Annotated in this window: 8 protein-coding genes and 1 riboswitch; of the genes, 4 read left to right on the forward strand and 4 right to left on the reverse strand. The window is 46.2% G+C overall.

Annotated features, from left to right (window positions below):
• Positions 1–3 precede the first annotated feature (3 nt).
• A riboswitch (purine riboswitch) is annotated at positions 4–103 on the reverse strand.
• Between the two features lie 176 nt (positions 104–279).
• From dapD to EXA13_RS06725, 3 genes are all read right to left on the reverse strand, one after another.
• A complete protein-coding gene (gene dapD / locus EXA13_RS06715; protein ID WP_238132498.1) occupies positions 280–1,311 on the reverse strand; it encodes a 2,3,4,5-tetrahydropyridine-2,6-dicarboxylate N-succinyltransferase in 1,032 nt (343 codons plus the stop codon).
• Positions 1,312–1,570: 259 nt separating this feature from the next.
• Positions 1,571–1,864 (reverse strand): YebG family protein, encoded by a 294-nt coding sequence (locus tag EXA13_RS06720; protein ID WP_238132499.1) that lies wholly within the window; start codon positions 1,862–1,864, stop codon positions 1,571–1,573.
• 38 nt (positions 1,865–1,902) lie between these two features.
• The gene (locus EXA13_RS06725) at positions 1,903–2,844 is read right to left on the reverse strand and encodes a LysR family transcriptional regulator (RefSeq protein WP_238132500.1); all 942 of its coding nucleotides are present in this window, start codon (positions 2,842–2,844) and stop codon (positions 1,903–1,905) included.
• Between the two features lie 107 nt (positions 2,845–2,951).
• Between EXA13_RS06725 and EXA13_RS06730 the strand changes: the two genes are divergently transcribed.
• The 4 genes from EXA13_RS06730 (at position 2,952) to recD (ending at position 13,462) form a co-directional block, all read left to right on the forward strand.
• On the forward strand, positions 2,952–3,920 hold the full coding sequence (locus EXA13_RS06730) for a TDT family transporter (protein ID WP_238132669.1): 969 nt from the start codon (positions 2,952–2,954) through the stop codon (positions 3,918–3,920).
• Between the two features lie 89 nt (positions 3,921–4,009).
• Entirely contained in the window at positions 4,010–7,465 is a 3,456-nt protein-coding gene (gene recC, locus EXA13_RS06735) for an exodeoxyribonuclease V subunit gamma (RefSeq protein WP_238132501.1), read from the forward strand.
• Between the two features lie 259 nt (positions 7,466–7,724).
• Positions 7,725–11,333: an exodeoxyribonuclease V subunit beta gene (gene recB / locus EXA13_RS06740; RefSeq protein ID WP_238132670.1), complete on the forward strand. Its 3,609-nt coding sequence runs from the start codon at positions 7,725–7,727 to the stop codon at positions 11,331–11,333.
• On the forward strand, positions 11,330–13,462 hold the full coding sequence (gene recD / locus EXA13_RS06745; RefSeq protein ID WP_238132502.1) for an exodeoxyribonuclease V subunit alpha: 2,133 nt from the start codon (positions 11,330–11,332) through the stop codon (positions 13,460–13,462). Before recB ends, recD begins: the two co-directional genes overlap by 4 nt.
• Positions 13,463–13,500: 38 nt before the next feature.
• Here the strand turns inward: recD and EXA13_RS06750 are convergent, their stop codons facing one another.
• Entirely contained in the window at positions 13,501–13,683 is a 183-nt protein-coding gene (locus EXA13_RS06750; protein WP_238132503.1) for a hypothetical protein, read from the reverse strand.
• Positions 13,684–13,686: the final 3 nt, after the last annotated feature.

A 13,686-nucleotide genomic window follows, 5' to 3' on the forward strand; every position in this document is an offset into this window, starting at 1 on the left:
GCGATCAATCACTTTACTCTTCGTAATCAGAATTTTACGGATTCTGGTAGAGACCCTCACACCCTATCAGTGAGGTTATACGAAGCCAATAGTCATTATCTGCCCAGATTCACAAGCAGAAAATTGCCTCGCATAATAACGAATCGTTGAAAAAAGTCTACCGTACAAAAAAATCGCTTGAGGGGAATGGGGGGGGAGGCTAATTCGTGTTAATGCGATGAGTGCGAAAAGTACAGAATAGGCCAGCATAAGCTGGCCTAGTAGTAATGGAATGAAGATTTAGTTATTGCTGTGTAACTCGCTATTGAGTTCCACGGCAGATTTGTTCGCTAAGCACTCCACTTGGCCTGTCTGTGAATTACGGCGGAAGAGTAAGTCGGAAACACCAGCCAGTTCACGGGCTTTAATGATTTCTACTTCGTTGCCTTCTTTATCCAGCATACGGACTTTGGTTCCAGCGGTAACATAGAGGCCAGACTCAACGGTACAGCGATCACCCAATGGGAAACCAAGGCCAGCGTTAGCACCAAGCAATGAATTTTCACCAATAGATACCACAACTTTGCCCCCACCAGAGAGGGTACCCATAATGGAAGCCCCTCCACCGATATCTGAGCCATTGCCAACCATCACGCCAGCCGAAATGCGCCCTTCGACCATACTCACCCCAGTGGTTCCGGCATTAAAGTTGATAAAGCCTTCGTGCATGACGGTTGTTCCTTCGCCCACATGAGCGCCAAGACGAACACGCGAGGTATCGGCAATACGTACACCTGTTGGAACAATGTAATCCACCATTTTAGGGAATTTATCCACACAATCGACACTTAATGAGCGTCCTGCTAAGCGAGCTTCAATTTGGCGCTCTGCCAGCTCAGGTAGGTCAATCGGGCCTTCATTGGTCCATGCAATATTGTGTAGTAGGCCAAAAATACCGTCGAGCACGGTGCCATGAGGCTGAACCAAACGGTGTGAAATGAGTTGAAGCTTCAGGAAGCCTTCTGACACGCTTTGTGGTTTATCATCAGAAGCGAGGATCACCAACACTAATGGCTGAGCTGATTTGGCGGCTTTATCGGCGAAGGCTGCATTGGCCGCTTGACCATTGGCCGCAAAAGCATTGGCTAATTGTGCGCTTTGTTCTGCTGAGACTTCTAGCGTTTGGTTACCTTGCAAATAACCAGAAATATTCGCCAAAGCACTCACCAGTGCATCACTTGGGTTAAGAACGGGATGAGGGAAAAATGCCTCAACGATTTTTCCGTCACGATTTTTTGTGGCCGTACCAAAGCCAAGGGCAAAATTCGCCATGTGAGTTCTCCATAAATAGGGATTAATTCCATCATATCGCTGATGATTTAACGCTGCTGCACGTTAGGCTTACCTTTACTTGGGTGAGTCATTATGAGTGAGCGGTGTTATTGCGACTTCAAGGGTATCTTAAAGAGAGTCTGAGAGGGAAGAAAGAGGTGAGCACTGATCCGTCTGTAGACCGATACCTTTTGTCTTCTTAGCGATAGATATGTCTTTTTAGATAGAAAAACCGCTGCTGGGCAGCGGCTTGACCTTATTAAGCGGCATCATCAACCGATTCATCACTTTTTGCTGCTTTGGGTTTTTTCGGTGGGGTCGGCTTACGTTTCGCCCCCAGAGCGATTAACACCTCTTCTTTATTTTGTGCTAAGAAGAGCGCGAGTTCTTCTTGCTTGCTTTCTTCTTCGATCAGAGCGCTTTTACCTAACAGATCGAATAACTCATCTGCCATATCCAGCATTTTGTCATAAGCGTCAGCTTCGGCTTTCGAGGTAAAAGTCATTTTCTCTTCTCCGTTGCGCTCCACCACGTACTTAACGATGACGGCCATGGTTCATCCTCTACATTGTGCTAAAAATTACTGGCTGTTTATACAGTTTTTATTGTGTAAAGTCCAGATAAGCCATCAAAACTGAGAGGCGAGCCCGCCCACTGATGACAAAATTCCATAAAGTTTTTTAGTAGTGGGCTTTGGTACTTTTCTTTGTGAACCAGTACCCAAAAACGACGTTTCATATCGAGCGGTACGTTCAGTAAACGAACGCGTCCATCTTTGAGTGCACATTGAGCGGCTAACTGTGACAGGCAACCCAGACCAAGCCCGGCAGAAACGCTATTGATTAACGCTTCAGTCGTGTTGAGTTCGAAACTTTCTTGCCACTGTTCAATTCGAGGAGCGACCACCCGCATAAAGAATTCTCGAGAGCCAGAACCTGATTCTCGTAAAACCCATTGGCTTTGTTCAAAATCGGTCAAGCGAATATTCTTTTTATGAGTAAGGGGATGTGAAGAGGAGCAAATAATACACATCTCATCGTGTGCAAATTGTGTTGCCAACAATTGTGGATGTCGTGTCTTTCCCTCAATCAATGCGATATCCAGTTCGTAATCGACCAGTTTTTGGCAGATAAGCGCAGTATTGGAGATGAATAGGCTTTGGGCGTGATGATCAAATTGCTTTTGAAAGGCACTGAGTAGGTAGGGGGCAACTTGATTACCTATGGTGTCACTGGCCCCAATTCGTAATTGGCCGGAGAGGGTATTTCCTTCATCAAAGAGATGATTAAGATCTTTTGCTCGTCCTAGTAACTCATCGGCTAAGGGGAGTAATTTTTGACCTTCCTGATTGAGAATTAACCGGTTGTTGACCCTGTCAAATAACACATGGCCTAGCTGCTTTTCTAGTTCAGCTAAGGCCATACTGACCGCCGCTTTAGAAAGAAACAGGGCCTCAGCCGCCGCTGTTAAGGTTTTATGCTGAGTAATGGTCATAAAGACGTTTAATTGTTTGAGTGAAATAGAAAGGCTCATGAATGTTTAGTTTTATTGAACGTTTGTTATAAATAATTAGATATATTCAAACAATAAGCAAGCGTATCATGCCGCCAGTAGCAACAATGTTGTGTATTGAGGTTGAGATGATTCAAGCAGCAAAAATCAAAGTGATGGGCGCGCCCACCCCTATGGCTGGGTTGGCATTAGGCATTGCCAGTTTGGGGTGGAGCTGGGAAAACGCCGCAGATTTACAGGGTATTGGCCAGTGGTCTGGGGCAATGATTGCCAGTATCTTATTGCTGATTTTGGCAGTGAAATTTTTGTGTCATAGTCATGCGTTACAGGAAGATTTAGCGCATCCTGTCGTGGGAAGCGTGGTGCCTACTTTTGCCATGGCTTGTATGGTGGTCTCTCATTCTGTCGGGCAATTTTTTCCTATTGCGGGAGATGGCCTCTGGTTATTGGCGGTCATACTGCATGTCATTTTTTTGGTCAGTTTTATTTATCATCGTGCTAAAGCGTTTGAACTGCATCACATGATCCCCAGTTGGTTTGTTCCACCGGTTGGTATTATTGTGGCGGACGTTTCTTTCTCGGGTAATCCGGCTTTAGCGCCAATAGCACACAGTGCGTTGATTTTTGGTATGTTAACGTATGCGGTAATGCTACCTGTGATGATCTACCGCTTTATGTTTACTCGTGAAGTTCCAGATGCAGCAAAGCCGACGTTGGCGATCTTAGCTGCTCCTGCAAGCCTTTCTTTAGCGGGTTATTTGAGTGTAACGGCTGACCCTTCCCCGGTCATCATTGCATTATTGTTTGGCATTGCGGTTTTAATGACAGCGATTATTTATTTAGCCTTTACCCAGTTACTGCGTTTGCCTTTTAGCCCAGGCTATGCCGCTTTTACCTTCCCAATGGTTATCGGTGCCACGGCATTATTTAAGATGACCCATTGGATGGAGCAGGTGTCAATCGCACCGCACTATATTGAACAGGTGCATGTGTTAGCCACTCTTGAGCTTATGGTGGCTACTTTGGTGGTGAGTTATGTAGCACTGCGCTATGTGCTGTTTTATCTTCCCGCTCGAGCCGTGATGAGCCAGGCGTAATTCCCTTGCTTAGCTCAGGAAAATTATTCAGTTAAGTGCACTTATGCTACTCTCAACTTCTATTCGGGCCAAAGTCGTGTGAGTGCATTGTGTTTACGGTTTACCACTCTAATAACATCGAAACACTAAAGATTCTTTTAGTGCATCTGATTAAAAATGATCCGCTCAATCATCCTTTTAGTAAAGAGCATATTCTGGTGCAAAGTTCCGGAATGTCTCAATGGCTAAAGATGGCGTTAGCTAAAGAGATGGGGGTGGCCGCTAACATCGAGTTCCCTTTGCCTGCTAGCTTTATTTGGCAGATGTTCACGAAAATCATTTCCGATGTTCCAACCCGTAGTGCCTTTAACAAGGAAACGATAAGTTGGAAATTAATGCGTTTATTACCGAACTTGCTTGATTTACCCGCTTTTGCCCCACTGCGTCGTTATTTGGCCGATGATCCAGACCAAGCAAAGCGCTATCAACTTGCTGAAAAAATTGCCGATATTTTTGATGGTTATTTAGTCTATCGCCCGGATTGGATCGCCGCTTGGGAATCGGGAGAAACGGTAACCGAGATCGAAGACGAGCACTCTTGGCAACCTACCTTGTGGAAAGCGTTGTACGATGATGCCCTTGCTCTTGGCCAGTCTCATTATCATCGAGCCAACCTTTATCAAACCTTTATTGATCAACTGCAAAGCGACTCTATTCCGCTTGAGCAATTGCCAAAGCGACTATTTATTTTTGGTATTTCTTCCTTACCTCCGCGTTATCTGGATGCGCTAAAAGCATTAGGTGATCATATTGATGTTCATCTGATGTTTACTAATCCCTGTCAGCATTATTGGGGAGAGATCCGAGACCGCCATTATCTTTCTCGGCTTGAAACACAACGACGAAAAAAAATAGTGCAGGCTGATCAACCGTTCACGATTCGTGGAGAAACCTCACCACTGAAAGGAAAAATCAGCGACTATTTAATAAATGATGAACTCCATACGCAGCAAGCGGTAGGGCACAGTTTGTTGGCCTCTCTTGGTAAGTTAGGACGGGACAACTTATTTTTGCTTGAACAGAGCAATAATGAGGAGTTGGAACTGTTCATCGATGTACCTCGAGATAGCCTGCTGCATCATATTCAGGCGGATATTTTACACCTGCAAGAACACCATAATGATCAATGGTTAGCCAGTAGTGAACATAAGCCCGCTCTTGAGCGCGGTGATGATTCACTAACATTGCACCTTTGTCACAGCCCGATGCGAGAAGTGGAAGTATTGCACGACCAACTCTTGTCGATGTTTGATCGTGATCCATCACTTAAACCGCGTGATGTGATTGTTATGGTGGCCGATATTGATGCCTACAGCCCTTATATACAAGCCGTGTTTGGCAATGCGCCGGGAGAGCGGTTTATTCCCTATTCCATTTCTGATCGATCGGTTGATCAAGAAAGCCCAATTCTTCATGCTTTTATGCAGTGGTTATCGCTGCCTTTATCCCGCTGTTTAGCGTCAGAACTACTGGAGTTATTGGAAACTCCAGCAGTCTTAGCTCGCTTTGAGATCAGTGAAGAGGAGTTTGCCACTGCCCAGCAGTGGGTGGAAGAGAGTGGTATTCGCTGGGGGCTGAATGGCGAAACGGCACGAGAATTTGAGTTGCCTGCTACCGAGCAAAATACTTGGCAGTTTGGCATTCAGCGAATGTTGCTTGGCTATGCGATGTCGAGCCATGCTGGTATTGTGGAGTTAGGAGACGTTCAGCTTGCTCCTTACAATGAAGTTCAGGGAATGACTGCTGAACTAGCGGGTAAGTTGGCGCATTTTATCGCTACAGTAAGTGATTATCGAAGCCGTTTGGCACAAACTCAATCTATCGCTGAGTGGCGAGAAACCCTTTCACAATTATTAGCCGATAGTTTTGCGGTGGATATTACTGGTGAAATCGCCCTGCAATCCATTCGTGAAACTTTAGCGGCATTACAGGAACAGTTGCAGGAGGCGGACTATCAATCGCCGATAGCGCCTGCCATTATTCGCCAATATCTGCACAATCAGTTATCGAGTACACGTGTGAGTCCACGCTTTTTGGCCGGACAGGTTAACTTTTGTACCTTAATGCCTATGCGCTCGATTCCTTTTAATGTGGTTTGTTTATTGGGGATGAACGATGGTGTCTACCCCCGTGCGATGCCAACAGAAGGGTTTGATTTGATGCGTCAAAGGATTCGGCCCGGTGATCGCTCTCGGCGTGATGATGATCGTTATCTATTTTTGGAGGCTCTTTTGTCTGCACAGCAGCGGCTCTATATCAGTTATGTGGGGCGCTCTATTCAAGATAACAGTGTTAAAGTTCCTTCTGTTTTGGTTAGCGAACTGTTGGAATATTGCCAACAAAACTATTGCTTGCAAGGGGATGAAGCATTACCCAGTGATGAATCGGGTGAAAAGCTACTGGCTCAGATCACAAGGCAGCACGCGATGGTGCCATTTAGTCCGCACGCTTTTTGGGGAGCAACGGGCAGTTATGCTAAAGAGTGGCTACCCGCGGCTCGGCGACAAGGTCAAGCGAGCTTGGCTTTTTATCAGCCCGTTGAGGATTACTTATTGGGGGGGATCTATCCCCTTGAACTTGATTGGGTTGAACTACACCGTTTTTGGCGTTTGCCCGTGCAGTATTTTTTTCAACGGCGATTAAAAGTGACGTTTGATTCAGCGCTTAATGTTCTCGAAGACGAAGAACCTTTTGCGTTGAATGGGTTGGCGAGTTATCAGTTGCGAGATGAACTGCTTGCCACCTTGCTTAATCATCCAGAACCAGCGGAAAGAGAAATCGTACTCCGAACTTTTGCCGCCCAGCAACGAGCACAAGGGCGTTTACCCATTGGTGCCTTTGGTACTCTTGAGCTTGAAACCAACCGAGTTCAGGCAGAAGCCTTGTTAGATAGCCTTCATGGCTTATGCCAGAGGCCTCAACAAGATGTTGAAATCAATATCACATTGCATCCATTGGGGGCAGATAAACCTATATGGGTAACTGGTTGGTTGACGCAAGTCTATCAATCGGGTTTAGTGCGTTATCGCAGCGGATCGATCCGTGCCCAAGATCTGCTAGCGGCTTGGCTTGATCATCTGGCTTTTGCCGCGATGGGACATCATGCTTCAACCCATCTTATTGGTTATGATCGCAAAGACGGTGCGCTTCATTATTGCTTTCCAGCACTGGAGGATTCATTTCAGGCTCAAGCTCAGTTAGCGGATCTGGTACAGCTTTATTACCAAGGGATGAGCTCGCCCTTACCCTATTTTCCTAAAACAGCATTAGCTGCCGTTGAGGCTGGTTTTAGCCGAGGAAAATGGGTTGAGGATGAAGAAAAAGCACGAAAAAAAATGGCGGATACTTTTAATGATGGCTATTTCTCATCGGGAGAAGGAAGCAATGAATATATTGCCCGAATCTGGCCTCAATGGAATGATGAATTGGCCGAGCAAGTGCACTTATTAGCAAAGCGAGTGATTCAAACGGCAAGGCTATCGTTGCAAGACGAGGAAGAAACCTGAGAAGTAGGGTGGCCGCCAGTAAATCATTATTTGTGTAGGGCGTTTGCTGTACGGCCACAGGTCAGAGGGACCAGAATTCGTGAGGAGTGGCTAGGAGTATCACTCCATCGATGCGGCGCAGTGTAATCGGTTGTTGTGGGCTGCACCGTGAGTCAGGTCTCATATCTTTCTGAGTTATCTTGTTTCGCTCTGACTAAATAGAATTATTTAATACAGATCACACTAGTACCCCTATAAACCACCAAAAGCAGAGTGAATGATGAGTAACATTGACAGTATTGTTCCCACCCCGTTGGATACCCTGACGTTTCCTTTGCACGGGGCAAGGTTAATTGAAGCTTCTGCGGGGACAGGAAAAACATTTACCATTGCTGGGCTGTACTTACGGCTGCTTTTGGGTCACGGTTCCCCACAGACTCGTCATGAACAGCCTCTGACGGTGGAACAGATTTTAGTGGTGACATTCACGGAAGCTGCCACTGCTGAGTTAAGAGATCGAATTCGCCGTCGTATTCATGAGGCCCGTATCGCCTTTAGTCGAGGGAGTAGTGATGATCCTGTGGTGAAACCGCTACTCGAACAGGTTACCGATCATGTTTTTGCGGTCCATTTATTATTGAATGCCGAGCGGCAGATGGATCAAGCGGCGATCTACACCATTCATGGTTTTTGTCAGCGTATGTTGACTCAAAATGCCTTTGAATCGGGAATGCGTTTCGATAATGAATTCATTACCGATGAAAGCCAACTGAAAGCCCAAGTGGTTGCGGACTACTGGCGGCGACAATTCTACCCGCTTCCGCTGAATTTAGCGGGAGAAATTCGCCGTTTATGGTCTTCACCTCAAGCGTTACTGGATAAAATTGGTCGTTATTTGAGCGGGGAAGCCCTGAGCTTAACCACTCCGGTCATGACGGGGGATCTCTTAGCGTTACACCAAAGTAATTTGGCCAAAATTGATGCTTTGAAACAGCAGTGGCGAGCGGCTGAACAGGACATTGAAACACTCATTAGTCGCTCAGATGTGAATAAGCGCAGCTATACTAAGAAGTTACTACCAGAATGGATTGAACGCATTTCCTCTTGGGCTGAAACCCCAACCATCACTTATGATATCCCTGAGAAATTGGGCCGTTTTTCTCAATCCGTGTTAATGGAAAAAACACCCAAAGGGGAAGCGCCTCATCACCCATTATTTGATGCTATCGAAACCTTTCTTGCAGAACCGATAAGTTTGCAAGGGCCGTTAATGGCTCATGCGATCACCGAGTGCCGACAGCTCTTGTCTAAAGCGAAAGCAAGCCAGCAATGGCTCTCTTTTGATGATTTATTAAGTCAATTATCCGCCTCTCTCGCCGAAGATGAACAAGGGTTACTGGCTGAGCGAATTCGTCACTTGTATCCGGTTGCCATGATCGATGAATTTCAAGATACCGATCCACTGCAATACCATATTTTTAGCCAAGTCTATTTGGCGCATCCGACTTGTGGTTGGTTTATGATTGGGGACCCCAAACAGGCCATTTATGCCTTTCGTGGCGCTGATATCTTTACTTACATTAAAGCAAGAAATCAGGTCTCGGCTCATTACACATTAGGCACGAACTGGCGATCCAGTGCCGAGATGGTGGCGTCGGTTAATCAGTTATTTGCTTTTCCCGATAGTCCTTTTATTTATGATAACGACATTCCTTTTTATCCGGTGCAACCGAGCCCAAAAGCGCAGCAAAAGCAGTGGTTTTTAGCAGGGCAAGCTCAGCCAGCCTTAACCTATTGGTATCAACAGACAGAAGCACCACTGAGCAAGGGGGAGTATCAACAAATCATGGCACAGGCAACCGCCAGTCAGATTCAAGCCCTATTAACGGCGGCTCAGCAAGGAGAGGCTCACTTTGAGCGAGATCGCCTCATTGAACCAGCGGATATCGCGGTGCTCGTGCGCACAGGAAGTGAAGGTCGCTTGATTCAACAAGCTTTGGCACAACAAGGCATTGCAAGCGTGTATCTTTCGAATCGAGACAGTGTTTTTACCAGTGCGGTTGCCGCTGATCTCCAGCGATTGCTGCAGGCCGCTTTGCATCCTGAAGATGAAAAAGCACTACGTAGTGCACTCGCATCGCCCCTTTTTGCTCTGAATGCGGCTCAGTTGGATTTGCTCAATAATGATGAGAATGAGTGGGAAGCGGTACAAAATGAATTTAAGCATTATCGCAAACTCTGGCAAGAGCGCGGAGTGTTGCCGATGCTGCGAGCGGTATTAAGCTTGAGACATATTGCTGAGCGCTGGCTTGCTGAGCCTAATGGTGAACGGCAATTAACGGACTTTATGCATTTGAGTGAATTATTGCAACAAGCCACCCAAACGCTCGAAAGTGATCATGGTTTATTGCGCTGGTTTGCTCAGTCAATGGTTGATGCTCAATCGGGGAGTAGCAGTGACGATGCCATGTTGCGTCTTGAATCTGAGCGAAATTTGGTGCAAATCGTCACAATCCATAAATCGAAAGGGCTTGAATATGACTTGGTCTTTTTACCTTTTGTGTTGAGCTATCGAGAAGCACAAGAAGGAAAATATTACGATATTGCCAGTGGTCAAACTCTACTGGATATTATGGGTAGTGACGCCGCTTTACTGCAAGCAGATAAAGAACGGTTAGCAGAAGATTTACGCTTAATTTATGTCGCGTTAACTCGTGCCGTTTATGGCTGTTTTATCGGTGTGGCTCCGCTGCGTAACGGGCGCTCAACCAAAGAGCCGACGGGGGTGCATTTAAGTGCTCTTGGATATTTGTTGCAAAATGGTCAACAGGGGGACATTGCGCAGCTGACTCAGGCTTTGTCTCAGCAAGCGGCGCTGAGTTCGATTATCGTCACCGAACCGCCAGAGCTGTTGCCAGAACCCTTTACCCCATTACAAACGTCACAGCCTGAGCTGAGCGCTCAAACATTACAGCATTCCATTGACCGCGCATGGCGAGTGACCAGTTATTCTGGACTCGTTAAGCAAGGAGGGCATCCACAAGAGAGCGCGTTTGATCGGATTGGGTTTGATCTTGATTCTGCCGGTGAGCATGATGAACCGTTCGCTTCTGATGAGTTGGAACGTTCGATTTTTACCTTTCCTCGTGGTGCGACACCGGGCACCTTTTTGCACGCACTGTTTGAAGAGGTTGAGTTTACCGAGTCTGCGTACAGTGAGAAAAATCAAACGACCATTGAAACCTTAATGGAACGCCATCAAGTGGATTTTGAGTGGCTAGAGGTATTGCAAAAGATGGTTGAAACCGTACTCAGTACACCGTTGGATGGCCAATCATTACGCCTCAACCAAACGGCTCCAGAGCGGCGTTTGACGGAGATGGAGTTTCTCCTGCCGATCGAGCTATTAACCGCACCTGAGCTCAATCGAATCGGCCATCGTTATGATCCACTGTCTGCTAAAGCTGGGGAACTCGGGTTTTATCCGGTTCAAGGGATGCTCAAAGGGTTTATTGATTTAGTGTTTGAACATCAAGGGCAATATTATCTCTTAGACTGGAAATCAAACCATTTAGGATATGATCGACAAGCCTATCAAGGTGAGCAACTCAGCCGAGCAATGGTTGAACATCGCTATGATCTGCAATACCAATTATATACGTTAGCTTTACACCGATTTTTAAGTAGCCGATTGGATAATTACGATTATCAGCAACATTTTGGTGGAGTTTATTATCTATTTTTACGGGGCATGGATGGGCAATCTCAGAGTGGAGTATTTCATGCTAAGCCAAAGATTGAATTCATTCAGGCCTTAGACCGATTGATCGATGGACAACCCGCTTCGCCTCCGACGAGTGAGCTTGGGCAGATGGAGTTTGATTTATGATAGAGCAGCAATCGATTCAATTAGCACAACTGGCTAAGCAAGGAATATTGCGTCAGCTCGATTATCAATTTGCACAATTTATGCTGGGGTGTGCGAAAGAGTTGGTTTTATCCAGCCAGCAGCAACAACTGTTATTGGTGATCAGTGCGGCGATCAGTGCCGAATTAGGACGAGGGCACATCTGCCTCCCTTTGTTTGATGAACAAGGGCAGAAAATAGAGTTAGCCAGTAAACTTGGGTTGCATGGACAATCAAGTTTACTGGTTAATGAGCTATGGTATTCCGTTCATTGGCAAGCGTTAGTAACACAGTGTCCATTGATCAGCGAACACGGTGATTCAGTGCCGCTGGTTTTCGATGGGCAGCGATTATATCTGCACCGTTACTGGCAGTATGAACTCACGCTGGCAGAGCATTTACAACGCTTTGGGACACCAATGAGCTTAAAGCTTCCTATGGTCCAAAACCTCAAGCAGCACTTAGATGAGCTATTTGCTCGAGACTACACGGCTCTCTTTAGCGCTTTGCAGCATGAGAATGACTCTTTTGGTATCCGCCAACGTTTGGTTTGTGACTGGTTAGATGTGGTTGAAGAAGATAAGCTTGATTGGCCAGCCATTGACGCAGTGCTGGTTCAGGCCAAAAAAGCCAATGATCTGATGGTATTGGATGAGTTAGTCGCAGAACGTCACTGTTTAAATTGGCAAAAAGTTGCAGCTGCTATCGCCTTGACGCGTCGCTTCGCGGTGATCTCCGGTGGGCCGGGAACAGGGAAAACCACCACGGTCACTAAACTCCTTGCCGCTCTCATGCTTCAAGCTCAGCAGCAAGGACAAACACCATTGGTTAAACTGGTAGCCCCAACAGGTAAAGCCGCCGCTCGGTTAACCGAATCGATTGGGCAAGCGGTCGCTAAGTTAGCCATTGATCCCAGCTTGAAAGCGAGAATTCCTACCGAGTCAAGCACGCTACACCGTTTGCTTGGCGCAATCCCAAACAGTGCTGAATTTCGTCACCATAGTAAAAATCCGCTGCATTTGGATATTTTAGTGGTAGATGAAGCGTCCATGGTTGATTTACCCATGATGAGCAAGTTGGTAGAAGCTTTGCCTACCCATGCTCAGCTAATTTTACTGGGAGATAAAGATCAACTCGCTTCTGTCGAGGCCGGGGCGGTGTTAGGGGATATTTGCAGTTTTTTATCGCAAGGCTATTCTCCCTTACAGCGCCAGTTATTAGCGGAGCTCACCGGATTTACTTGCTTAACTTCTTATTCTACACGAGCGGTCACGAATCCTTTGGCCGACTGCCTATGTATGCTACAAAAAAGCTACCGGTTCGATGCTCGTTCTGGGATAGGGCAACTCGCCAAAGCGATCAATCGTGGCCAAGCTGAAAAACTTCATCAGGTTTGGCAGCAAGGGTTTACGGATATTGAGCATTATTCAATATCCAGCGAAAACTACCGACATTTATTACAAACCTTGGTGAGCGCTTACTCTGGTTATTTACAGAGAATGAAGCATTCGCTTAACGATGAATTAGAGCAACCTGAATCGATGGCGAGCAAAGCGCGAGCTATTTTAAAAGAATTTGGCCGCTGCCGATTATTATGTGCTGTGCGGGAAGGTGATTTTGGCGTGCAAGGTTTGAACCTACGGGTTGAACGAGCATTGGCAGCAAGAAAGCTGATTAAATTCCAAGATGAACAATGGTATGCAGGGAGACCCGTTATGGTTAGCCAAAATGATCATTCCCTTGGGTTGTATAACGGCGATATTGGTATTTGCTTGCCCGATGAAAATGATCCTGTTCGGCGGCTAAAAGTCTATTTTGAGTTACCGGATGGCCAGATAAAAACGGTATTACCGAGTCGAGTTCCCGCTCATGAAACCGCGTATGCCATGACTATCCATAAATCACAAGGCAGTGAATTTGATTTTACCTTATTGATTCTACCGCCAGATTTTAGCCCAATCATGACTCGAGAGTTGATTTATACGGGAATCACACGCGCCAAACAGCGTCTTGCACTGTATGCCGATATGGCGGTATTAAAACGGAGTATCACAGTGAAAACTGAGCGAGCCAGTGGGTTGGTAGAGCGGTTAACGTGTGTGGAAGATTAATGAGAAATTTACCATCCTTGGCCGATTAGGGTGGCTAATTATGCTTGTAGAGCCTTGGTAAAGGTAATATTACGAATTTTATAGCGTTCTTTTGATTCAAGTAGAAACCGGCGTAGGTTCTCACATACAGGAAAGACGCAGTGGACATCCAGACCTCCTAGAAACTGGTTATCCGCCATGTCCCAAAAGCTCTGTAGTGAATTACAAATAACGGTTTTCATCGA

This window comes from Vibrio cincinnatiensis (assembly GCF_022113815.1).
Taxonomy (GTDB): Bacteria; Pseudomonadota; Gammaproteobacteria; order Enterobacterales; family Vibrionaceae; genus Vibrio; species Vibrio cincinnatiensis_A.

Bases quoted from the DNA above. Each gene is read 5' to 3' on its own strand.
- EXA13_RS06725 (WP_238132500.1), bottom strand. From the start codon at position 2,844: ATGAGCCTTTCTATTTCACTCAAACAATTAAACGTCTTTATGACCATT.
- EXA13_RS06730 (WP_238132669.1), top strand. From the start codon at position 2,952: ATGATTCAAGCAGCAAAAATCAAAGTGATGGGCGCGCCCACCCCTATG.
- EXA13_RS06750 (WP_238132503.1), bottom strand. From the start codon at position 13,683: ATGAAAACCGTTATTTGTAATTCACTACAGAGCTTTTGGGACATGGCG.
- EXA13_RS06720 (WP_238132499.1), bottom strand. From the start codon at position 1,864: ATGGCCGTCATCGTTAAGTACGTGGTGGAGCGCAACGGAGAAGAGAAA.
- recD (WP_238132502.1), top strand. From the start codon at position 11,330: ATGATAGAGCAGCAATCGATTCAATTAGCACAACTGGCTAAGCAAGGA.
- dapD (WP_238132498.1), bottom strand. From the start codon at position 1,311: ATGGCGAATTTTGCCCTTGGCTTTGGTACGGCCACAAAAAATCGTGAC.
- recB (WP_238132670.1), top strand. From the start codon at position 7,725: ATGAGTAACATTGACAGTATTGTTCCCACCCCGTTGGATACCCTGACG.